Source organism: Synergistota bacterium, assembly GCA_025060595.1.
Classification (GTDB): Bacteria; Synergistota; GBS-1; order GBS-1; family GBS-1; genus 42-11.
In genome coordinates, this window is the sequence record JANXBX010000004.1 from 72,735 (window position 1) to 95,171 (window position 22,437).

17 protein-coding genes are annotated in these 22,437 nt (G+C 36.4%); 14 read left to right on the plus strand and 3 right to left on the minus strand.

Translation table 11 applies throughout. The features are described 5' to 3' along the window. The first annotated feature begins 131 nt into the window (after positions 1 to 131). From NZ900_03890 to NZ900_03910, 5 genes are all read left to right on the plus strand, one after another. Positions 132 to 1,133, plus strand: coding sequence for a TAXI family TRAP transporter solute-binding subunit (locus tag NZ900_03890; GenBank protein ID MCS7233236.1), 1,002 nt, complete (start codon positions 132 to 134; stop codon positions 1,131 to 1,133). Between the two features lie 90 nt (positions 1,134 to 1,223). Beyond that, positions 1,224 to 3,071, plus strand: a complete 1,848-nt coding sequence (locus NZ900_03895) for a TRAP transporter permease (GenBank protein ID MCS7233237.1) — start codon at positions 1,224 to 1,226, stop codon at positions 3,069 to 3,071. Continuing rightward, complete coding sequence (locus NZ900_03900; protein ID MCS7233238.1) at positions 3,059 to 3,841, plus strand: amino acid ABC transporter ATP-binding protein; 783 nt, start codon at positions 3,059 to 3,061, stop codon at positions 3,839 to 3,841. Before NZ900_03895 ends, NZ900_03900 begins: the two co-directional genes overlap by 13 nt. After that, positions 3,825 to 4,478, plus strand: coding sequence for an amino acid ABC transporter permease (locus tag NZ900_03905; protein ID MCS7233239.1), 654 nt, complete (start codon positions 3,825 to 3,827; stop codon positions 4,476 to 4,478). Before NZ900_03900 ends, NZ900_03905 begins: the two co-directional genes overlap by 17 nt. Further along, positions 4,475 to 5,608, plus strand: a complete 1,134-nt coding sequence (locus tag NZ900_03910; protein ID MCS7233240.1) for a pyridoxal phosphate-dependent aminotransferase — start codon at positions 4,475 to 4,477, stop codon at positions 5,606 to 5,608. Before NZ900_03905 ends, NZ900_03910 begins: the two co-directional genes overlap by 4 nt. 29 nt (positions 5,609 to 5,637) lie before the next feature. Here the strand turns inward: NZ900_03910 and NZ900_03915 are convergent, their stop codons facing one another. Further along, on the minus strand, positions 5,638 to 6,402 hold the full coding sequence (locus NZ900_03915; protein ID MCS7233241.1) for a transporter substrate-binding domain-containing protein: 765 nt from the start codon (positions 6,400 to 6,402) through the stop codon (positions 5,638 to 5,640). A 108-nt stretch (positions 6,403 to 6,510) separates the two neighbouring features. Here NZ900_03915 and NZ900_03920 point away from each other — a divergent pair, with 108 nt between their 5' ends. Then, the gene (locus tag NZ900_03920; GenBank protein ID MCS7233242.1) at positions 6,511 to 7,107 is read left to right on the plus strand and encodes a hypothetical protein; all 597 of its coding nucleotides are present in this window, start codon (positions 6,511 to 6,513) and stop codon (positions 7,105 to 7,107) included. A gap of 319 nt (positions 7,108 to 7,426) precedes the next feature. Here NZ900_03920 and NZ900_03925 read toward each other — a convergent pair whose 3' ends face one another. Together NZ900_03925 and NZ900_03930 are read right to left on the minus strand one after the other, a co-directional pair. After that, on the minus strand, positions 7,427 to 8,272 hold the full coding sequence (locus NZ900_03925) for a Cof-type HAD-IIB family hydrolase (protein ID MCS7233243.1): 846 nt from the start codon (positions 8,270 to 8,272) through the stop codon (positions 7,427 to 7,429). After that, on the minus strand, positions 8,269 to 8,562 hold the full coding sequence (locus NZ900_03930) for a hypothetical protein (GenBank protein MCS7233244.1): 294 nt from the start codon (positions 8,560 to 8,562) through the stop codon (positions 8,269 to 8,271). The genes NZ900_03925 and NZ900_03930 overlap by 4 nt, the downstream gene beginning before the upstream one ends. Positions 8,563 to 8,600: 38 nt before the next feature. Here NZ900_03930 and NZ900_03935 point away from each other — a divergent pair, with 38 nt between their 5' ends. From NZ900_03935 to NZ900_03970, 8 genes are read left to right on the plus strand one after another with little or no spacing between them, the layout of a single operon-like run. After that, positions 8,601 to 10,091: a phosphodiester glycosidase family protein gene (locus NZ900_03935; protein ID MCS7233245.1), complete on the plus strand. Its 1,491-nt coding sequence runs from the start codon at positions 8,601 to 8,603 to the stop codon at positions 10,089 to 10,091. After that, positions 10,088 to 12,490 (plus strand): DUF3536 domain-containing protein, encoded by a 2,403-nt coding sequence (locus NZ900_03940; protein ID MCS7233246.1) that lies wholly within the window; start codon positions 10,088 to 10,090, stop codon positions 12,488 to 12,490. Before NZ900_03935 ends, NZ900_03940 begins: the two co-directional genes overlap by 4 nt. 45 nt (positions 12,491 to 12,535) lie before the next feature. Further along, positions 12,536 to 14,248, plus strand: a complete 1,713-nt coding sequence (gene glgP, locus NZ900_03945; GenBank protein ID MCS7233247.1) for an alpha-glucan family phosphorylase — start codon at positions 12,536 to 12,538, stop codon at positions 14,246 to 14,248. A 12-nt stretch (positions 14,249 to 14,260) separates the two neighbouring features. Then, positions 14,261 to 16,240, plus strand: a complete 1,980-nt coding sequence (locus NZ900_03950; protein ID MCS7233248.1) for a DUF1925 domain-containing protein — start codon at positions 14,261 to 14,263, stop codon at positions 16,238 to 16,240. Between the two features lie 11 nt (positions 16,241 to 16,251). After that, positions 16,252 to 17,952: a DUF1957 domain-containing protein gene (locus NZ900_03955; GenBank protein ID MCS7233249.1), complete on the plus strand. Its 1,701-nt coding sequence runs from the start codon at positions 16,252 to 16,254 to the stop codon at positions 17,950 to 17,952. Then, complete coding sequence (locus NZ900_03960) at positions 17,952 to 19,400, plus strand: glycogen synthase (GenBank protein ID MCS7233250.1); 1,449 nt, start codon at positions 17,952 to 17,954, stop codon at positions 19,398 to 19,400. The genes NZ900_03955 and NZ900_03960 overlap by 1 nt, the downstream gene beginning before the upstream one ends. A gap of 6 nt (positions 19,401 to 19,406) precedes the next feature. Further along, positions 19,407 to 20,690 (plus strand): glucose-1-phosphate adenylyltransferase, encoded by a 1,284-nt coding sequence (gene glgC / locus NZ900_03965; GenBank protein ID MCS7233251.1) that lies wholly within the window; start codon positions 19,407 to 19,409, stop codon positions 20,688 to 20,690. Between the two features lie 12 nt (positions 20,691 to 20,702). Then, entirely contained in the window at positions 20,703 to 22,430 is a 1,728-nt protein-coding gene (locus NZ900_03970) for a thiamine pyrophosphate-binding protein (protein ID MCS7233252.1), read from the plus strand. The last annotated feature ends 7 nt before the right edge of the window (positions 22,431 to 22,437 follow it).

Here is a 22,437-nt window from a genome sequence, read left to right on the forward strand (position 1 = left end):
ACCTGCTTACAAATTATATCAAAACCCCCTTTTTTGCTCAAGGCAAATCTATCTTAAAAATATATTTCTCTCCCAAGAGTCCTTCTGGTATAATAGACATTAATAAATTAACTTTAAGGAGGTGTATTAGAATGCGTAAGGGAATTATAATCTTAATTCTCGCGAGTTTTCTTATTAGCATATGTAGCACAGCTGGAGCTACAGTCTTTATAAGAATCACTACTGCAACTACTGGAGGAACCTTTTATCCTGTTGGTGTGGGCATGGCCACATTATGGACAGAGAAACTTAAAGGAGAGGGAATCGAAGCAAGGGCAATGTCCTCAGCTGGATGGGTAGAAAACGTAGATATAATGAGGAAAAAAGAAGCAGAAATTGGAATAATGCAAGGTTTAGCACAAGTTTTAGCATGGGAAGGGAAAGACATGTTTCAAGGTAACCCCTACAAAGAGATGAGATCAATGTTTTCCCTTTGGCCCAATGTAGATCATTTTGTACTCGTTAAGGAAAAGGTAAAAACTGGAACTGCTGTAGATATAAAGGGAACCCGCTTCTGTCCAGGAGCTACAGGAAGTGGAACACTTGTGTCTACAAAATACATAATGGAAGCCATAGGAATAACCTTTAAGGATATCCAACCAGAATTCGTCGGATATGCAGAAGCAGCAAGAGCGATAATGGATGGTAGACTCGATGGAGCTTCCATAATAGCAGGGCCACCAGTATCTGCAGTAACAGAACTATTTGCAGCTCCCGGAGGACCTAAAATAAAGGTCTTAGATTTCACCGATGAACAACTTAAGAAAGTTCAAGAAGTTCTCCCCTTTTACTTCCGTTACATAATCGAACCAGGAACCTATCCTAATCAGAATGAACCTATAAAAACCATAGCACAGCCTAACTGGCTTGCTGTTAGACAGGACGTTCCTGCAGATGTGGTTTACAAGCTAACAAAAACAATATGGGAAAACCTGGATTACATGGTAAAGGTTCACAAAGCTTGTGAATTCTTAAAACCTGAGAAAGCTTTAGAAGGATTAACTGTTCCACTTCATCCAGGAGCTTATAGATACTACAAAGAAAAGGGAATGAAAATACCCGAATATCTAATTCCACCAGAAGAAAAAAAGTAAGAAATTGATTCTTTTTGAAAAAACAAAAGGATGGGTTCTCTTCGAACCCATCCTTTTATAGTTTTAGCCCCTCGATGGGAGGGATAAAAATTGAAAAGGACTCTTAAAGGAAAATACAAACTATTAGCGAGTATAATCGCTATTTCATTTTCGATTTTTGAACTGTGGGTCAACAGCTTCGGTATAATGCTCGACATAAAGAGAAACGCTTTACATCTAGGATTTTTGCTAATGTTGGCCTTTTTGTTCTACCCAGCTACATCAAAATCCGATAAGGAAAAGCCAACAATTTTAGATCTTCTATTATCTTTGCTGGGTTTATCTGTAGGACTATACATTCTTATATTTTACGACGATCTCTTCACCAGAGCAGGTATAGCTATAACTAGAGATTATATATTTGCTATAATTTGCATTATACTTCTTCTTGAGGCTTCGAGAAGAACCGTAGGACTGGTTTTTTGCGGATTAGTGGTCTTCTTTCTACTTTATGCTATATACGGCTATATTTTCCCGGGGATCTTCAAACACCCAGGGGTAAGTTGGACAAGAACGCTTTACAGAATGTATCTTACATATGAAGGGATTCTCGGAACAACTTTATCGGTATCATCAACTTTTATTTACCTTTTTATCCTTTTTAGTGCTTTTCTTGAGGTTTGTGGAACCGCAAGCTTTTTCAATGATTTAGCATTAGCATTAGCAGGCTCGAAACGCGGAGGACCGGCATTTGTAGCCGTTATAGCAAGCGCATTAATGGGAACGCTTAGTGGAAGCGCTGTTGCTAATGTTGCAACTACTGGAACTTTCACTATCCCCTTAATGAAAAAGGTGGGATACAAACCTCACTTTGCTGGAGCTGTCGAGGCAGCTGCCTCAACAGGAGGGCAAATTATGCCCCCAATAATGGGAGCTGCTGCCTTCATTATGGCATCCTTCCTTCAAATATCCTATGTCAACATTATGATTGCAGCCATAATACCTGCTCTGCTTTATTATCTTGCCATAGCTGCAAACGTATATCTTGAAGCCAGAAGATTAAACCTTCAAGGCGTTCCTCCAGAAAACCTTCCATCATTAAAAGAGGTCCTAATAAAAAGAGGTTTTATGATAGCTCCTTTAATAGTTATAATGTACCTCCTATTAACGGGAAGAACACCCTTAATGGCTGGCTTTGGAGGAATCATAACAACAGTATTAGTGAGCTTTATAAGAAAAGAAACAAGATTAACTTTTAGAAAGCTTGTCAAAGCCCTCGAAGAGGGAGCCTATTCAGCTCTTCAAGTGGGTATAGCTTGTGCAGCTTGTGGAATAATTGTAGGAGTAGCAGCGGTAACTGGAATAGGCTCTATTGTAGCTTATAGTCTCATAAAGCTTTCTGGTGGCATTCCTCTAACTGCTCTTTTTATGGTGATGATAGCATGTATAATTCTTAGTATGGGACTACCTTCAACAGCCCTCTACATAGTAGTAGCAACAGTCGCAGCACCAGCTCTTATTAACTTAGGATTTTTACCCTTAGCAGCTCATTTCTTTGTCTTCTATTTTGGAGCGCTCTCAAACGTGACTCCACCTGTTGCTCTCGCTTCTTACACGGCAGCTGGATTAGCAAATTCTGATCCTACCAGAACAGCAATAACAGGACTTAAGTTAACACTAGCTGGTTTTATCATTCCCTTTGTATACACTTTTAATCCAGTACTTTTAGCTCAAAACATATCTTTTATCCCTCTTTTAATATCGTTAGCTGAGTGTATCATAGGAATTGCAGCACTAGCTATAGGGACAATTGGGTATACATGGAGAGAAATTAAGCTTTGGGAAAGAAGCTTGTTTATTCTTGCTGCTATTTCATTATTACTCCCATTGAAGATGTCTTCCTTTTATGGTATAGTTCTCCTTAGCTTACTTATATTGAAGGAAAAATGGAAGCGTTAAGAGCAATAAACATTTCTAAAAGATTTGGAAATATCCAAGTCCTAAAGGAAATAAGCTTGTTTGTTAAGAAAGGAGAGGTCCTATCTATAATAGGACCAAGCGGATCAGGTAAAAGTACCCTTTTGCGCTGTTTATGTGGCCTGGAAAAAATAGATTCCGGAGAAATATTTATAAACGGTGAACCCCTTTCCACAGGAAAATTCAGTCATAGAAATCTTGCAACAAAAATAGGAATGATCTTCCAAAGTTTTAACTTATTCCCTCACATGACTGCGCTTGAAAATGTAATGCTGGCTCCAATAAAAGTTAAAAAACTAAAGAGAAGCGAAGCAGAAAAGCTTTCAAGGGACTTGTTGGTAAGAGTGGGACTCGAAGACAAGATGTTTTACCGACCATCTCAGCTCTCAGGGGGGCAACAGCAAAGAGTAGCTATAGCAAGAGCCTTAGCTATGCAACCAGACATAATGCTCTTTGACGAACCAACATCAGCACTTGACCCAGAACTTGTAGGAGAAGTACTTGAGGTCATTGCTCAACTTGCAAAAGAAGGTATGACTATGATAATAGTAACTCATGAGATGCTCTTTGCCAAAGATATATCTCACAGAGTTATTTTTATGGATGACGGAACCATAATAGAAGAGGGAAAACCAGAAGAAATTTTTACCAAACCAGTTAATCCAAGAACGAGGACCTTTTTAAAAAGGCTCCTTCCACATTTTGGAAGCTCATTAATAGAAAAGAGGGAAAACCTTGATATTGGATTTTAGTATAGTCCTTCCATATCTTTCAACATTTTTAAAAGGAACAAAAGTTACCATAGAGGCAAGCGTTTTAGCAATACTTATAGGGCTTGTAATAGGCACCATAGTAGGCATCGGCAGAGTTATACCTTCTAAACCAATAAATCTTATAGCCTGGCTTTATGTATACGTAATAAGAGGGACTCCTCTTTTAGTTCAGCTTTTTGTAATATATTTTGGCCTGCCTTCTATCGGAATAGAGTTAGAAGCATTTACAGCTGGAGTAATAGGTTTAGGAATTAATAGTGGAGGATATGTAGCTGAAATCGTTCGAGGAGGAATAGAAGCAGTTCCAAAAGGTCAAATCGAAGCTGCAAAAGTCTTAGGTCTAAATTACTTACAAACCATGTGGCATATCATCCTCCCACAAGCAATAAGAAACATGCTTCCAGCTTTGGGAAATGAATTCGTAACATTAGTAAAAGAGTCTTCATTACTTTCGACACTGGCTATAATTGAACTAACCATGGTAGGGCAACAAGTTAGAAGTGTTACTTTCGCATCTTTTGAGGTTTTCATCGTTGTCGCTTTAATCTATCTTATTATAACTACAGTTGTTAGTATGCTAGTAAGATATATAGAAAGGAAGTGGCAAGTAAGATGAAAAAGTTATCAGAAAGGGTTTCAAATCTTGAAGTTCTGTCCATTTTAGAGGTAGCAGCAGGTGCTTCTCCCGAGTGTATAGACCTTACCGTAGGAGAGCCAGATCTACCCCCTGATCCTCTAGTTAAAGAAGGAATAATAGAAGCTCTCGAGAAAAACTTAACAAAGTACACAGCAGATGAGGGAATTCTAGAACTAAGAAAAGCTGTTGCAGATGATCTTAAAGAACGATACGGAGTTTCCTATGATACCGATGAGATAATAATCACACAAGGAGGAGCAGGAGCAATATTTTCAAGCTTACTAGCATTGCTAAATGAAGGGGACAAAGCCATTCTTCAATCGCCGTGGTATTCTGGACACCTGAGAGCTTTAAATTTACTTAGAGTCAAATCTTTTCCTCTGAAAACTTTTGAAAAAGGATACCCATTAGAGATAAACCTAGAAAGCCTTCCTCAAGATGCAAAGATAATCTTTCTTTGCTCTCCCAATAATCCCACAGGCATGATCTTAAAGCACGAAGATCTAGAAAAAATCCTCTTTTTTGCTATTCAGAACGACCAAATAATACTTATTGACATAGCTTATGAGGCTTTAACTGACAGTGGAAAAGTACCTTTACCTATAGAATTCAAAAAGGGAAAGGAAAGAACTATAATAATAGGCTCTTTTTCAAAATGCTATTCTATAACAGGCTTAAGAATAGGATATGTAGCAGCTCCTAAAGACATAGCTGTTGGAGTTAAAAAAACTATATCTACCTTTAGCTTTTGTGCTAACTCGATAACTCAATATGGTGTACTGAAAGCCTTTAGATGCGGAAATCCAAACTTCCCTTCATTGAGAGAAGAGTTTAAAAGAAGAAGAGAAATATGTACAGAAATATTACACAAAGCTGGCATTAAGTTTGCCAAACCTGAGGGAGGTTTCTTCTTATTTCCATATTTTGAAGACGGAAGAAAAGATGTGGAAAGAGCCAAATTTCTAGTAGAAAAAGCTAAGGTCATAACTGTACCTGGATATCCATTTTTTGGACCAGACGGTAAAGGACATTTACGCATCGCCTTGACCAAACCAATAGAAACTTTAAGAAAAGCCTTAGAGCAAATAGTTTCAGCCCTTCCAAAATAAAAAAGGGGGCTTTAAAGCCCCCTTTAATTTTATTGTTTCTGCTTAAACCATTTATCTGTTAGTGCTTGAAGTTCTCCACTTTTTCTCATCTCTTCTATAACCTTATTTATCGCCTCAAGTAACTTTACGTCCTCCTTCCTTAAAGCTAACGCCTTTCCCGCTTCAGTTATAACCTGATCAAAGGCTATCTTAATTTTCCCCTTAAAATCTTTACTCTCGCAGAACTCTATAGCAACAGGTTTATCCATTAAGGTAGCGTCAGCCCTACCAAGAACCACTTCTCTGACACAATCATCAAACTTTTGGAATCTTTTCATAGTAACATTAGGAATAGCAGAACAGAAAGTGTCCTGAACAGTACCAAGTTGAACAGCTATAGTCTTACCCTTTAGGTCATTAAGGGTTTTTATAGAATTATCATTAGCTCTAACTACAAAAGAACTAAGGCTTATATAGTAAGGTACAGAAAAAGCAACCTTTTTGGCTCTTTCCGCCGTTGCAGACATTCCAGCAGCAATAATATCTATTTTCCCAGCTAAGAGTGCCGGAATTAGCGAATCGAAAGGCATATCAACCCATTCTAACTTTTTCCCTATCTTTTTAGCGATCGCTTCCATAAGATCAATATCAAAACCAACAAGATTATTATTCTTGTCTCTAAATTCAAAAGGAGGATAAGTGCTTTCGGTTCCCACTTTTAGGACGTCTTTTTTCATCGCATCTCCAAAAACCATACCAATTCCCGCAAAACTAAGCGAAAGAACAATTAATACTAACAGCACGTAACGTTTCATCTTGCCTACCTCCTTTGAGATTTATTTTTTCTAACAAATTATAACACACAGGAACGAGCCTCGTGATATAATTTTAAAAAAGCTTAACTTAAAGGAGGTTGATGATGTTTGAAAAGATCGTTGATACTTGCGACTTTCCTATCATTCCTTCTAATAATTTTAAACACAGTTTGGGCTCAAAGCGGAGCTCAAAATATTAACTCACTAGCAGACGAGGTGAAGCAACTTTTTTCGAAAGGAGACTATAAAAATGCTCTGCTAAAAGCGAGAGAACTCTACCTCAGTATATGGAATAAGTCCCCCCTATTCTACTCTAAAGCAATACTTGTGGAAAACGAACCTGAAGGTGTAGGAATGTATATAGAGAAAAAGGATAATAAGTTTGCTGAAGGAGATCCAATATATATTTATGTTGAACCTATGGGATATACAGTGAATAAAAAGGGAGAAACTTACTCCTTTGGACTTATAGCCGATTTTGCTATACTAGACAACGAAGGAAATCACCTTTATGAAAAGAAAAACTTTGGAACCTGGAGCATGGAATCCAAAGACTTCAACACAGAATTTTTCCTATTCTTAAGATATTCCTTTACAGGTATAAAACCTGGGAAATATAGGATTATAACAACACTAAGAGATATAAACGATCCTAACAAAAAGCTTGACATAGATACACCTATAGAAATTGTTCCGAAGCAATAAACTAAATTTTCCTTTAAAAGCTATATACAAACACTCCCTCCTTAAGATTTACTTAACTTCAGTTACTCCTATATCCAAGCCCTTATAAGGTAGCTTAATTCTGCTTAAAAATCACTATCTTGCTGTTTTTCTACATTTGCTTCTGTTAATAGAATAGAAAACCTCTCAAAGGAGCACACCCTTTAATCCCTACAGGGGAAATAGAATCTCTTACGATCTAGTAATAGTCGTTTTTATCTCTAATGAACTTTTAACCGAGATATTTGTAGAGTAAGGCTAAAGGCTTGCCACATTATGAATAGTTAGACAAACTCTGAACTTATGCAAAAAACTTTTTTCTCTCACTCAATATTTCTTCTAAAAAAGAAGCCACACCATCATCCGCATTGGAAGGAATTATGAGATCTGCCTCCTTTTTAACCTCCTCAGGAGCATTTTCCATAGCTACTCCCAAACCAGCTTTTCTTATAGCATCTATATCATTAAGGTTATCCCCAACAAAAACGATTCTATCCAAGGGTATTTCATAAAATTTAGAAAAGAAATAAAGAGAAACTTCCTTTGAGCACTCAGGACCATAAATTTCAAGAAAAACCTCATCATCAACTTTAGAGTTCATTACAAAGCTTAACCCCTTTCCGCAAGATTCACTAATGAACATTTCAACCTTCTCAACTTTTCCAACAACCACAAGCTCATTGAAAGAAAGGGACATCTTAAAAGCTTCCACAATATCATTAAGCAAAATTGCATTGAAAACAGATTTTTCAAAATAAGAAGAAAACTTAGAATCATGAGGAAAAATTTTTTCCATCACTATATAAGGAGAAGTAAAAGAAGGGATAAAAAGCATAGAAAACAAACCTAAGTCTTTTGCAAGACAAACAGCTTCGACCAGTTTACTCCTGGGAAAGTTCACAAGCCTATAAACCTCCATAGGGTCAAAAGAAACCATCAAAGCGCTATTTTGAAAGGAAACGAGTCCTCCAATATTAAGTGCCTCTATATAAGGTTTAGCTGAAGGAAAAGTTCTTCCCGTAGATATAGTAATATTAAGTCCACAAGCACAAGCTCTCTCTATAGCTTTAATAACCCTCGAAGTTAAAATCTTCTGAGGGCTCAAAAGAGTCCCATCCAAATCAAAAACTATTAGCTTGTACTTCATTCCACTCTTCCTACTTCCCAGAAAAATACCTCTAACCCTTCTTCCCTAACCTGTTCTCTTTTCCTCATATCTTTAAGGGCCTCTAAGAGAAGTTTTTCCTTTTCACCTTCAGCTACCACCAAAAAGGCTTCATTTAATGCAGGCCATATGGGAGTTCCAAGATGAAAACCTGTATCTCCTTTTCCTTTTACCAAGCTCCATTGAGTATAGCCATCCACCTTTAGCCTTTCCAAGAGAATTTTAATGTCTTCCTCTAAAGTTGAATTCCCCACAATAAGAAAAGCTTTCAATTTAATCACCCCATATCAAAGATGTTATAATAATAGACATGAAAAGACCTGTAAAGCTAACTTTAATTATAACACTTTTCGTATTATTAAACCTTATTACCACCCCTATACACTCTAAACCTATTCCGTGGAATAAATTCGTTAGAGAATTATCTGTTATTTCCAATCTTCACACCAACTTAGCCTTAACAAAATCAGCCCTAAAAGACTTCAAAAACAATCCCATAACAAGAGCTGAAGCCTTACTCCTAACTATAGAAGCTCTAGGACTAAGCTTCGAAGCTAACCTTCTTCAAGAAGTTGATCTTAACGAACTTGATGAGCTTCATCCTTCCCTAAGAGGAGCTGTCAATTTATCAATATTAATGAAACCTCCATTGATAGGTCCAACGAAAGTCCCATCCATTAAATGGCTTAAAGGAAACCTTGATGAGAAAGAAGCTAAATCTTTGATTGAAAGAGCCTTACACTTAAAAAATACAGGGGGGAAGGTTTCCTTTAAGAAAAAAATAGACAAAGACCTTGAGCTCTATTGGGAAAGAAGCTTGAATCCTAACCTCTACATATCTTATCTGAAGTTTAATCCCCAATCTGATAGTTTAAAATTAGGAATCGAGTTAGCAGGAAGCCAAGTACAAAATAAGGAAAGACTTAGCGACATATGCAGAAGAATGAATGCTATAGCTGGGATAAATGGTGGTTTCTTCAAATCCGATGGAGAACCAGTAGGAGCACTTATGATTGATGGGGTCTTAATAAGCGAACCTCTACCTAACAGAGGTTGTTTTGGGTGGAGTAATAAAGGTAAATTCATATTCGGAAAGGTTAGTTGGGAAGGAAGCATAAGAAGCCAGAATGGCCTTACAATAACTATAGATGGTCTAAACAGAAAGCCTAATAAAGATGAAGAACTTATAGTTTATACCCCTTTCTACGGAGAAATATTAGATCTTGGGAAAGAAAGCACTATAGCCACAATTAGAGGAGAAAGAGTATACGAAGTGAAAAGGAGCCAAATAGAAGTTATTCCTAAAGATGGCTTCATTATAGTAGGCTATGGAGAAAGAGGTAACATCCTTTATCAACTTCAAATAGGTGAAAAGGTTTCTGTAAAGGCTTACCTAATTCCAGAAAAGAAAAGCCCTATATGGAGAGAAGTTAGTTTTCTCATCCAAGGCGGCCCCACTCTAATTGAAAATGGAGAAATTGTAAACGATGATGAAGGTTTTAATCACAACCTTATAAACAAAAAGCACCCGAGAACTATAATAGGAGAAACAAGGAGTGGACATATAATACTCATGGTTATAGATGGAAGAAATCCCATTAGAAGTGAAGGATTAACTATAGAAGAGCTTAAGATCATGCTAAAGAATTTAGGTCTTAAAAATGCCCTTAACCTAGATGGAGGGGGATCAACCACCTTGTACTTACAAGGGAAGCTTTATAATACCCCTTCAGATGGAAAAGAAAGAGAAATAAGTTATGCTTTACTTATTTTAAATAAAAAGAAAGGTGAAAAATTATGAAAAGGTTTATATGTATTCACGGCCATTTCTATCAGCCACCAAGGGAAAACCCTTACTTTGAGGAAATTTTTAGGCAGAAAGAAACATCCCCTTTTCACGACTGGAATGAAAAGATATATTATGAAAGCTATTTACCAAACTCTGCATCAAGAGTTCTGGATGAAACCGGTAGAATACTTGAAATACTGAATAATTACAATCATCTGAGTTTTAATTTTGGACCTACACTTATATCTTGGCTTAAGAAAAATTATCCTGAATTTATAACCCTCTTAAGAGAATCAGACCTGTACAATATTAAACACTTTGGTTTTGGAAATGCAATAGCCCAGCCTTATAGTCACATAATAATGCCCCTTGCAAAAGAAATAGATATAAGAATTCAAACGGTTTGGGGAATAAAATCTTTTGAAAACACCTTTTACAGAAAACCAAGTGGAATGTGGTTACCAGAAACAGCTGTAGACCTTAAAACCTTAAGGATCTTGCATAATGAAGGTATAAAATTTGTCATTCTTGGAGCCCATCAATGTGAAAAAGTGAAACCTCTTGACGGGCAATGGATAAATGTAAACGAATGGTCTTTAAACATAAATAGGCCTTATAAGGTTTTTCTCGAAAAAGATCAATATATATGGGTATTTTTCTTTCACAGACCTCTATCAGGAGAGCTATCTTTTGGGAGTATGCTCAGAAATGGGGATCTTATGGGAGAAAAACTGATTCAAGAAAGCCTAAAAACAGAAACTCTTCCAAGTATTTTACTACTAGCTTGCGATGGAGAAACTTTCGGACACCACCACAAATTTGGCGAAATGGCACTCTCAAGAGCCATCAAGAAAATCAAAGAGAGTAACGTAGCTGAAATTGCTCCTTTAGAGTATATACTCAGACTCTTTGAGAATCTCCCGGCCTGGGAAGCAACTATAAGGGAAAACACATCGTGGTCTTGTGCTCATGGGTTAGGAAGATGGCAAGAAGATTGCGGTTGCTCTACTGGTGGCGAACCTAACTGGCATCAAAAGTGGAGAGCTCCGCTAAGGGAAGCTATAAACTTCCTTGTAGATAAAAGCGATGAGCTTTTTGAGGACTTATCAGAAAAACTCTTTAAAGATCCACTAAAAACTTTAGAAGAATACATAAACCTTGTTGAAGGTAAAATAAGTCAGGAAAGTTTCTTAAAAGAGTATTTTAAAAATCCTGAAAAAAACGCACTCCTAGGTCTTAAGCTTCTTGAACTTCAAAGAATGAAGATGTTCGCTCAAACATCCTGTGGATGGTTTTTTAGTGATATTTCAGGCACAGAAACAGTTCAAATATTAACTTACGCTTCAAGATGTATTTTTCTATACAAGGAGATCAGCGGAATAGATATAGAGTCCAGTTTCAAAGAAATTTTAAAAAGGGCTATAGGAAATAGACCCAAATTTCACAATGGAGAGGTCGTATACGAAAAACTCGTTATGCCATGGATATATGACAAGGAAAAGCTCCTCGCAAGCGCCGGTTTTCTTTCAAGAATAAGAGGGAAAAATTTCAATATGGGAACTCTTAATGTAAACGCTCAAGTGTTCTTCTTTCCAAACATAGGAGAAACCTCAATAACCTCAGGCGAAGTACAGGTAAAGGATTTAAGAACCAGCGAAAAAAGTAAATCTTTCTTTATAGGACTTAAATTTAAAGATTTACATCAACTAATATTTCTCTTAGATTTAGATCCAGATAGAATTAAAAGTATCAATGAAAAACTAATACAACTTAGCATATCCTCACACCATAAAGAAGAGATCCTTGAGTTAGTAAAGAGCCTCAAGCCTTATGCAACTTACGATTTAAGAATACTTCCTACTGACTATAGAGAGGAAATTTTAAACTCCGATATAGCTAAGCTAAAGGAGAGGTTAATAGATATAGCAGAAAGGATATATAAAGAAAACAGAGAGATCATAGCAACTTTAAGGGATATGGAAGTAGAAATTCCCCCATTAATAAAGGAATCTATAAATATCTTTTTTGAAAATTTAATTCGAAATAACTTTCAAAACCATGACCAGCCCCTATGGACCCACGGTTATACAAACATGCTTTTCTCTATAATAGAAGAAGCCTCTTCTTTAGGAACTACAATAAAATTAGAAGCCTTAGCTCCTAACTTAGAAAATAGGTTTAAAGAGCTTTTCAAACTCTATATTGACACCAAAGAAGAAAGATACTTAGAAGAAATAGAGAATATAATAAATATTTTCTGGAATCTTAAACTCTACTTAAACATTTGGAGGATGCAAAATGACACTTTTAATGCGTTAAAGACCCTTGATAAAGAAAAAATGAGTAAAAGATTAAGGGAAACTCTAATTAAGCTTGGATTTTCAGAAAAGCTAGTAAAAAAGGAGGGATAAAATGTGGACCAAGATCCCAGAAGACCCACATTAGGTAAATCACTCATGGACATATGGGCAAACGATCCCTACTTCAGATCTATAGCCTATTTCTCAATGGAAATAGGACTTGACCCTAAAATACCCACTTATGCTGGAGGCCTAGGTATATTAGCAGGAGACACTTTAAAATCTGCCGCTGACCTTAACATTCCTATGGTTGGAGTAACGCTACTTTACAGAAAAGGTTACTTCAAGCAACAAATAGATAAGGATGGTCTTCAACGTGAGCTTCCAGAAACTTGGCATCCTGAAGAAAGATTACATCTTTTACCAAATGAAGTAAGTGTAACAATAGAAAACAGAACCGTTAGAATAAGAGCCTGGGAATATACTATCATAGGAGCAACAGGATATAGGGTCCCAGTATATTTTTTAGATACTGATTATGAAGCCAATCACCCAGAAGATCGAAAATTATCTTGGTATCTTTATGGAGGCGACCTTCGCTACAGGTTATGTCAAGAGCTAGTTTTAGGTGTGGGTGGTTTGAGAATGTTGAGAGAACTTAGATATAACAACATTAAAACCTTTCATTTAAATGAGGGTCATGCAGGTTTTATTACGCTTGAGCTTTTAAGGGAGCAAGGTTATGAGGATTATAACAAAATAAGAGAAAAAAGCGTTTTCACTACTCACACCCCAGTAGCTGCAGGTCATGACATATTCCCATATGATTTAATAGATAAGGTTATGCAAGCTCCTTTCCCTGATTATCTAAAAAACATGCTTGGCGGAGAAGGAGTAAGTATGTCAGATCTTGCCTTCAAATACAGCAGGTACGTTAACGCCGTAAGCGAAAAACACAGAGAGGTAACTAAAAAAATATTCAACTTAGAAAATGTAGATTACATAACCAATGGGATTCACTCATACACATGGGTTTGCCCAGGAATGAAAAACTTGTTCACAAAACACATAAGAGGTTGGGAAAACGACCCAAGTAGATTAGTTAGAGCTTTCTCCATACCTGATGAAGAATTATGGAAGGCCCATCAAGCAGCAAAGCTCAGGCTATTAGCTCATGTTCTTGAAACAACAGGTGTTGAGCTCGACCCAGACATATTAACTATAGGCGCAGCTCGACGCGCTACAGGTTACAAGAGGTTAGACCTAATATTTAAGGATGTGAAACGACTGGTAGAAATATGTGCGGGAAAGGTCCAATTTATATTTGCAGGTAAAGCTCATCCAAAAGACGAGGAAGGCAAAAAGATAATACAAAAGCTAATAAAGATGGCCTCAGAGCTTTCAGGAGTAGTTAAGATTGTTTTTCTTGAAAACTACAATATGGAGTTAGCTGCCTTACTTACAGCAGGAGTCGACGTATGGTTAAACACTCCCAAAAGACCTCTTGAAGCATGTGGAACAAGCGGAATGAAAGCAGCGGTAAATGGAGTTTTAAACTTCAGCGTTCTCGACGGTTGGTGGATAGAAGGTTGTCGTGAAGGATTTACAGGTTGGGCAATAGGTCCTGCTCCTAATGAAGTAGATTTACTAGGTTATGACGAATCACTAGATGCGGAAAGCTTCTATGAAAAGCTTGAAAAAGAAGTTATTACAACATACTACAGAAAAAGAGATAGGTGGGTTCAGATGATGAAATACTCTATAGCTCTTAACGGATCGTATTTCAACACACACAGAATGTTAAGAGAGTACGTAGAAAGAGCTTATGGAATAAAGAGACTTGTGATGGAGGGATTCGCACAAGTTTAAGGAGGCTTTAAAATGGAGATAGTTTTTGGTGTTCATGCTCATCAACCGGTGGGAAACCCTGATGAAATAATAATGAAAGCTTTTGAAAGATGCTATACACCTTTTTTAGAAACTCTACTAAAGTTTTCAAACATTAAGATAGCCTTTCACATAAGCGGTTATCTTTTAGAATGGGCTTTAGAAAATAGAGCTGATTTCATAGAAATATTAAAAGAACTTGTAAAAACAGGAAATATAGAACTTCTAGGTGGAGGATTCTATGAACCTATAGTTTCTTCCATTCCAAGAGAAGATGCCATAGAACAAATAAAGCTCTTTTCAAACTTTTTAGAAGAAGTTTTTGGCAAAAGACCAAGAGGAGCGTGGCTTACAGAACGTGTTTGGGAACCATGCATCCCAGCGCTATTTAAAGAAGCTGGTATAGATTACACCTTTGTAGATGATTATCACTTCCTTTGTATGGGATTCAAAGAGGAGGAACTTAATGGTTACTATTGTACAGAGTATAACGGGCAAAAGTTATTTCTATTCCCAACGAGTCAAAAGTTAAGATATTATATACCATTCAAAAATATAGATTCGGTCTTAGAACTCCTAAGATCAATAAATGGCCTGGGCATAATATTTGATGATTACGAAAAATTCGGGTTGTGGCCTGATACTTATGAATGGGTGTATGAAAAAGGATGGCTTAAGAGCTTTTTTAAGCTAATAAGCGAAGGAAGAATAAAAACCCTTTTACCTTCAGAGGTCCTAGAAACTAAAAAGGCCTTAGGTTTAGCATACCTTCCCACGGTTAGCTACTTCGAAATGGGAGAATGGTCTTTACCAGCCGAAACAGCTCTTACATTTAAAGAGCTGATAAGCTATCTTGAAAAGGAAGGAATATTTCAAAAATATAAAGGAATTATAAGAGGCGGACATTGGAAAAATTTCTTGAGAAAATATCCTGAATCAAACTATATGCACAAAAAGATGTATCTTGTAAGTAAACTAGTTAAGAATATTCCCGATAGTGAAACCAAAGAAAAGGCAAAAAGACATCTGTACCGAGCTCAATGTAACGATGCTTACTGGCATGGAATATTTGGAGGCATATATTTTCCACACCTTAGAGAAAATATCTTCAAGGAGCTTTCTAAAGCAGAACGCTTAGCGCTTGGAGAAAGAAAAGAAACCTTCATAGAGGATATAGATATGGATGGCTCAAAGGAAATATATATTTCAACCCCTAAAATAACCTGTGTAATTAAACCATCTTTAGGAGCATCTATAAGAGAATTAACCTTCCATCCACGCCAAAAAAACTTAATAAACACGCTTTCAAGAAAAAAGGAGCATTATCATGTTATTCAAGAAGGTCTAAAAACTGAGAAAAAAACAGACTCTATTTCTACCATACACGAAAGAGTCTACAAACTTAATATCCATGAACTTGACTTCGATGAGTATGAACGCACCTTTGGTTATGAAGAGATTATCCTAGATGAAGGAAAAACAAGGATAAACTTACTTAATGAAGATTTTGAAATAATATCTTATGATAACCTTTCCTTCGAGTTCAAATTAAATAACTCCTTACTCAAAAGCAAAAACATTGATTTTAAGAAGAAAATAGAAATGCTTGACAATGGTTTAAAGATAATGTATCTTTTAAACAAAAAGGACTTCCTTAGTTTAAAGTTATTCTTTAATCTGAAACTAACTTCCATAGATAATGATTACTCCCTAATAAAAGTAAAAGATAAAAGCGAACCTATAAGTAAATTCCTATCATCAGAAGGCAACAAAGTAGAAATAGAAGATAAGCTCGCTTCGTTAAAATTATTATTTATCACAGACTGCTTGTGTCAAATATCAGCAAAACAAATTTATACTATTTCTCAGACAGAGGAAGGATACGATACAACATATCAAGCAACTGAGCTAATCTTAAAGCCACAGATAGAGAAAGAGTGTCTATTAGTTACTATTAATATAATAGAGTGCTAAGAGGTGAAAGCATGAAACTGGGGTATATTCACTTAACTTTGCATGGTCATGTGCCATTCGTATTAAATCATGGCACCTGGCCACATGGTGAAGTCTGGCTACAGGAAATAGTGTGGGAAACATATATTCCATTGCTTGAACTCTTACACGAATATAGGGTTTCAAAACTACCAATTAAATTAACCTTGAATCTATCTCCAATATTGCTTGAGCAGATTTCAAACCAGCGCTTTATTAAAAACTTTGAAGACTATATTAACGAACAAATTAAATATGCTAAACGAGAGGAAGAAGAATACAGGACTAGGGAGCCTATAAGATCAAACCTTGCCAAATATTGGATATCAATTTACGAGAAAAGAAAACAATTCTTTGAAAACCTTGATGGAATAGTTAGCTCTTTTAAAAAATTTGCTGAGGATGGGCTTATAGAAATTATATCTTGTGCTGCTACTCACGGATATCTCCCCCTCTTAGGATACGATGAATGCGTAGAATCACAAGTTAAGATTGGATTAATGACCTCAAGGAAACACTTCAGTGGACTTGATATCAAAGGATTTTGGCTTCCAGAGTGCGCTTACAGATCTTCGTATAAATGGACAAATCCGATTACAGGAGAAACCCTCTTCAGAAAGGGACTAGAGATTATACTTTATGATAATAGAATAACATTCTCTTACACTGATTATCATCTACTTGTTGGCCAGGAAAAGGTAGGGATAGTGGAATCTCCTTACGAAAGCAAATCATGGGATAGCTTAGAAAAGAGAGAAAAGATATGCAAAGCTGATCAAGATTATAAAAAACTTATACCATTAAAGCCATACTACTGTATCTCTCCAGGTTATGAAAAGGGAATCGTATTCTTAATAAGAGATCCAATCGGCACTTCAAGAGTATGGAGTAGAGATATGGGATTTCCTGGAAACGGTAGATATCTTGAATTTCATAAGAGAGCTTTTCCAGGAGGACACAGATTCTGGAGAGTAACAGACAAAAAGCTCGGATTGGGAGCAAAGGAATTCTACGAACCATTAAAAGCGTTAGAAGCTATAAACGAACATGCAACACTATTTGTTAATATGCTCCAAGATAGAAGTAAAGAAGCTCTTCTGAATTTCAATCTTAGGCCGCTTTTCGTTGAAGTCTTTGATGCGGAACTTTTTGGACACTGGTGGCACGAGGGAATATTATGGTTAAAAGAGGTTTTTAAACTCATAAACTTAAACGGCTTAATAGAACCGCTATTTGGTAGAGAAATTTTAGAAATATACGAAAAGATAGAAATAACTCACTTGTGGGAAGGATCATGGGGAGCAGGAGGAGATCATAGAATATGGCTTAACGAGGAAACAAAATGGATGTGGAACAAGATATATGAATGTGAGAAAAAAATGATAGATGAGCTTTCACCTATGGAGCCCAAAAATGACATTCATCTCTTAGCTCTAAACCAAGCAGCTAAAGAATTACTTCTACTTGAAGCATCCGATTGGGAATTCTTATATACAACTTGGCAAGCGCGCGACTATGCAGAGCAAAGGTTTCAGAGACACTACAGCAATTTTATAAAGACGTATGAGTTAGCTAAAGCTTTAAATAAAGGAATACATCCTGAGGAAGGAAAGATAGAAGAAATCATGAGAATAGCAAGAGATGATGATATTTTCGAGGGGGTGGATTATAAGCTCTGGAGAAAGAAGAAGTAATAAGAGTACTAAATATATGCTCAGAAGTTCATCCCTTAAATAAAGTGGGAGGCTTGGGAGATGTAGCTTTTGAGCTTCCTCAGGTATTGAACAAAACCAAAAAGGTAGTATCCTCAGTAATTGTACCGTTAAATAAACTTGCTATAGAAAATCTTGAAAAGCTTAACCTTAAAATTCAGTATATGAAAGAGATGTATATTCCTCTTGACTTGAGATGCCATAGGCTATCTTTATCTAAGCTTCTATGGGATAAAAACGTTGAGATATTTCTTGTTGGAGGAGATATTATAGAAAAGAGCCCGCCTTATCCCGAGAAGAACGATCCTTTATACAATTTTGTGTTTCCGCTTTTTGCACTTGGCTGTTTAGAAATCTTAAAGGAAAACTTCTTAGAACAAAGCTATGATCTTATCCATGTACACGATTGGCCTGCCTCACTTATACCTATATTTAGTAGCTTTCATAGATATTATAAAGACTTTAAAATACCACCTATAGTATTATCTATACACAACATAGCTCACCAAGGAATTTACGAACCTGAAGTTATAGAAAAATGGCATTTGCTTCCTCATTGCTTTAATGTAAGCTATCTTGAATTCTGGGGGAAAATAAATCTTCTTAAGGGAGGAATTATTCTATCAAGAGCTATAATAACTGTAAGTCCATCTTATGCTGAAGAAATAAAGACCCCCGAGTTTGGTTTCGGACTTGATGGAGTAATTAGAGAAAACGCTCAAAAACTCTATGGTATAACAAATGGCATAGATCAAGAAAGATGGGATCCATCAAAGGATAACGCTATACCCTGTAAATATGATTACCAAAACCTTGAAGGCAAAAGAAAGTGTAAAGCAAATCTTCTTAAGGAACTTTCTCTTGAAAATGATATCGACAAACCCTTAATAAGCGTAATCTCAAGGATCACCTATCAAAAGGGCTTTGATATCCTAATACCAGTTATATCTGAAATACTAAATTTAGGCTGCCAAATGATTGTATTAGGAAGCGGAGACCCTTACTTTTCTGAAAAGCTAAGCTTTATCGAAAGGGATTTTAGTTCTTGCTATAAATTCATAAATACTTTCGACGAAACCTTAGCAAGAAAGGTATATGCAGCTTCAGATATTCTACTTATGCCATCACTATATGAACCCTGCGGAATATCACAAATGATAGCTTTAAGATACGGAACAATTCCTGTTGCAAGAAAGGTAGGGGGTTTGAAAGACACAATTAAAGATTTAGAAGAAGATGGTTGGGGGTTTTTGTTCGAAGAATATAGTCCGAGAGCTTTACTCGAGAGTGTAAGAAAAGCTATAAGTATATACACAAACCAAAAAGAAAAATTTTCCAATGCTATAAAAAAAGCGATGTGCCTTGACTTCTCATGGGAAAGTAAAATTAACTCATATTTAGATGTTTATAAAAAAATTTTAAAGAGGTGAGTAATGTTGTTTTATGGTGAGTATGGAAGAGTCTTGTCAATGGTTTTAGCAGGAGGTAAGGGAACAAGACTCTATCCTTTAACAAAATATAGGACTAAACCGGCAGTTTTTTTTGCAGCTAAATATAGAATAGTAGATTTCGCTCTATCTAACTTAGTTAACTCTGGTTTCTTCTCCATTTATCTCCTTGTTCAATTTAAGAGCCAATCATTAAACGAACATATATCGAGAGGATGGCAACTTGGAGGAGCTCTAAGAGATAGAGACATATTTATATCTACCGTCCCTCCACAAATGTGGACCGGAGAACATTGGTACAAAGGAACGGCAGATGCTATATACCAAAATATTCATCTGATAACAACGTTTGACGCCGATAGAGTTCTCATACTTGCAGCTGATCATATTTACAAGATAGACATAAGACAGTTCATCGAGTTTCATCTAGACAACAAAGCAGATATTACAATCTGTGCTACCGTCGTTCCAAAAGAAGAAGCAAAAGCCTTTGGAGTTATCCAAGTAAACGAGAAAAACAGAGTGATAGGCTTTTATGAAAAAATACCTAACCCTCCAGAAATACCTAATAAGAAAGGATTTTGCCTAGCTTCGATGGGAAACTATATCTTTGAAAGAGAGGTTATTGAAGAAGTACTTTTAGAAGATGCCCACGATCCGCTCAGCACCCATGATTTTGGAAAGGACATTTTCCCGAAAGCCTATAAAAAGTATAGAGTTTATGCTTACGACTTTACAAGTAATAAAATTCCGGGGAATGAACATCCCTATTGGAGAGACGTAGGAACAATCCAATCCTATTGGACAGCTCACATGGATATATTAAGACCCGATCCTGATCTAAACCTTTATAATCCTCAATGGCCTATAAGAACAGTAAGTTATGGAGATCCACCTGCTTATATTTATCCCGCTGATGGATATAAACCATTCGTACTTGAAACTCTTCAAGCAGAAGGCAGCAGAATCTTAGGGGCAACGGTAATAAGATCAGTTTTAGGAAGAAATTGCATTATCAATCCTGGTTCAGTTATAGAAGAGTGTATAATAGGTAAAATGTCTATTATAGGAGAAAAGTGTAAGCTAAGAAGGGTTATAGTGGACTCAAATGTGTATATACCACCTGGCACAGTAATCGGTTATGATCCTGAAGCTGATGCTAAACGATTTTTCTTAGATGAAAGTGGTATAGTTGTAGTTCCTATGCCATCTATATTTTTACGTTCTGAAAAGAAATACTATACCTATGGGTGGGAAGAAACCGCTATATAAAGGAGGATAACTTTGAAAGGTGCTAGAGCTATTTTAGAAATACTTAAAGAATATGAAGTAAAACATGTTTTCGGATTACCAGGAGAAACATCTATACCATTATATCTGGAATGGATTAACTTCCCTGAAATTAAACACATATTAACAAGAGATGAAAGAAGCGCTTGCTTTATGGCAGATGGCTACGCAAAAGTGAGTTATAAACCAGGTATTTGTGAAGCCCCAAGCGTTGGAGCAACACATCTAATACCAGGGGTTATCGAGGCTTATAAATCATCAACGCCGATGGTAGTCATTACAACAGATACTCCTCTGAATGTAGAAAAAAGAAACATGCTCACTGGTTTCGATCAAACCCCCTTATTTCAACCTATAACAAAAGACAGCATTACAATCTATAAAGCCTCAGATATTCCTTTCGCTTTTAGAAGAGCTTTCAGATTAGCAACAACGGGGAAACCTGGTCCCACCCACTTGAGAATTCCCATAGATGTATTAGAAGAAGATGTACCCCATACCAACTTAAAAGCACAAAGGGAGTTTTCAAGATATCCTGGCCATAGATTTTGTGCTAACCTAAAAGAGATAGAAAGGGCTGTAAATCTTCTTATAGAAAGTCAGAAGCCTGTGATAATCTGTGGACAAGGAGCATTATACTCTGCTGCCTGGGACGAAATAGAAGAACTTGCTGAATTTTTAGGGATTCCTGTTGGAACTACAATTTCTGGTAAAGGAAGCTTTTCCGAAAGCCATCCCCTATCAATAGGTGTCGTAGGAATACGAGGAGGAACACCTCTGTCAAACGAAGTTATAGAAAGTGCAGATCTTATATTTTACATAGGTTGTAATACTGACTTTGTTACCACAAACAACTGGAAACTTCCAGAACCAGATTCTGACAAAAAAATCATTCATCTTGATATAAGTGAAGTAGAAGTTTCAAATAATTACTCAACTGACGTAATACTTATAGGAGATGCCAAATCTTCTTTAAAAGAAATGCTCAAAGTCTTGAAGAAAAAACTCATATCACCATACGATTATCTAAATCTTCCAAGAACGAAAGCGATTATAGAAAGTTTCAAGAAATACAAAGAGGAACTAAAAGAAAAAGCTATCCAAGAAAACACTTCTAAAGGATTAAATCCTCTCTCAGTTATTGAGATACTTAATGAAACGCTTAATGAAGATTACGTTATAACCGTAGACCCTGGCACAAGTGCAATATATTCTTCCGCCTTTTTTAAAGCCAAAAAAGCTGGAAGAAAAATGCTTTTTAATTTCTCATTAGGAGCCTTAGGCTACGCTCTTCCTGCTGCTATAGGAGCTTACTTCGCAAATCCTGGATCTCAAATATTTGTTTTAACCGGTGATGGTAGCCTAGGATTTACGCTTGGAGAACTCGAGACCATATCAAGAGAAAACATCAATATAAAGATAATTCTATTCAGAAACGATAGCTTTGGGTGGATCAAAGCAACTATGAAACTCATATATGGTTCAAAACACTTCTCTACGGAATTTAAAGAGATAGAATATTACAAAGTAGCTCAAGACTTTGGCATAGATTCCTACAAGGTTGAAAATTATAAGGATCTTAAACTTATAATTGAAAAAACCCTTGGAGAAGAAAAACCTGCTTTTATAGAAATTCCTGTTCCCTCAGAAGATGAGCTTGTTCCACCAGTTCCCTCGTGGCTCGAAAGAGCTAAAAAAACCGGCTTACCACATATAGTATAATACTCTT

Bases quoted from the DNA above. Each gene is read 5' to 3' on its own strand.
- NZ900_03900 (MCS7233238.1), top strand. From the start codon at position 3,059: ATGGAAGCGTTAAGAGCAATAAACATTTCTAAAAGATTTGGAAATATC.
- NZ900_03940 (MCS7233246.1), top strand. From the start codon at position 10,088: ATGAAAAGGTTTATATGTATTCACGGCCATTTCTATCAGCCACCAAGG.
- NZ900_03890 (MCS7233236.1), top strand. From the start codon at position 132: ATGCGTAAGGGAATTATAATCTTAATTCTCGCGAGTTTTCTTATTAGC.
- NZ900_03955 (MCS7233249.1), top strand. From the start codon at position 16,252: ATGAAACTGGGGTATATTCACTTAACTTTGCATGGTCATGTGCCATTC.
- NZ900_03935 (MCS7233245.1), top strand. From the start codon at position 8,601: ATGAAAAGACCTGTAAAGCTAACTTTAATTATAACACTTTTCGTATTA.
- NZ900_03950 (MCS7233248.1), top strand. From the start codon at position 14,261: ATGGAGATAGTTTTTGGTGTTCATGCTCATCAACCGGTGGGAAACCCT.
- glgP (MCS7233247.1), top strand. From the start codon at position 12,536: ATGGACATATGGGCAAACGATCCCTACTTCAGATCTATAGCCTATTTC.
- NZ900_03925 (MCS7233243.1), bottom strand. From the start codon at position 8,272: ATGAAGTACAAGCTAATAGTTTTTGATTTGGATGGGACTCTTTTGAGC.
- NZ900_03910 (MCS7233240.1), top strand. From the start codon at position 4,475: ATGAAAAAGTTATCAGAAAGGGTTTCAAATCTTGAAGTTCTGTCCATT.
- NZ900_03915 (MCS7233241.1), bottom strand. From the start codon at position 6,402: ATGAAACGTTACGTGCTGTTAGTATTAATTGTTCTTTCGCTTAGTTTT.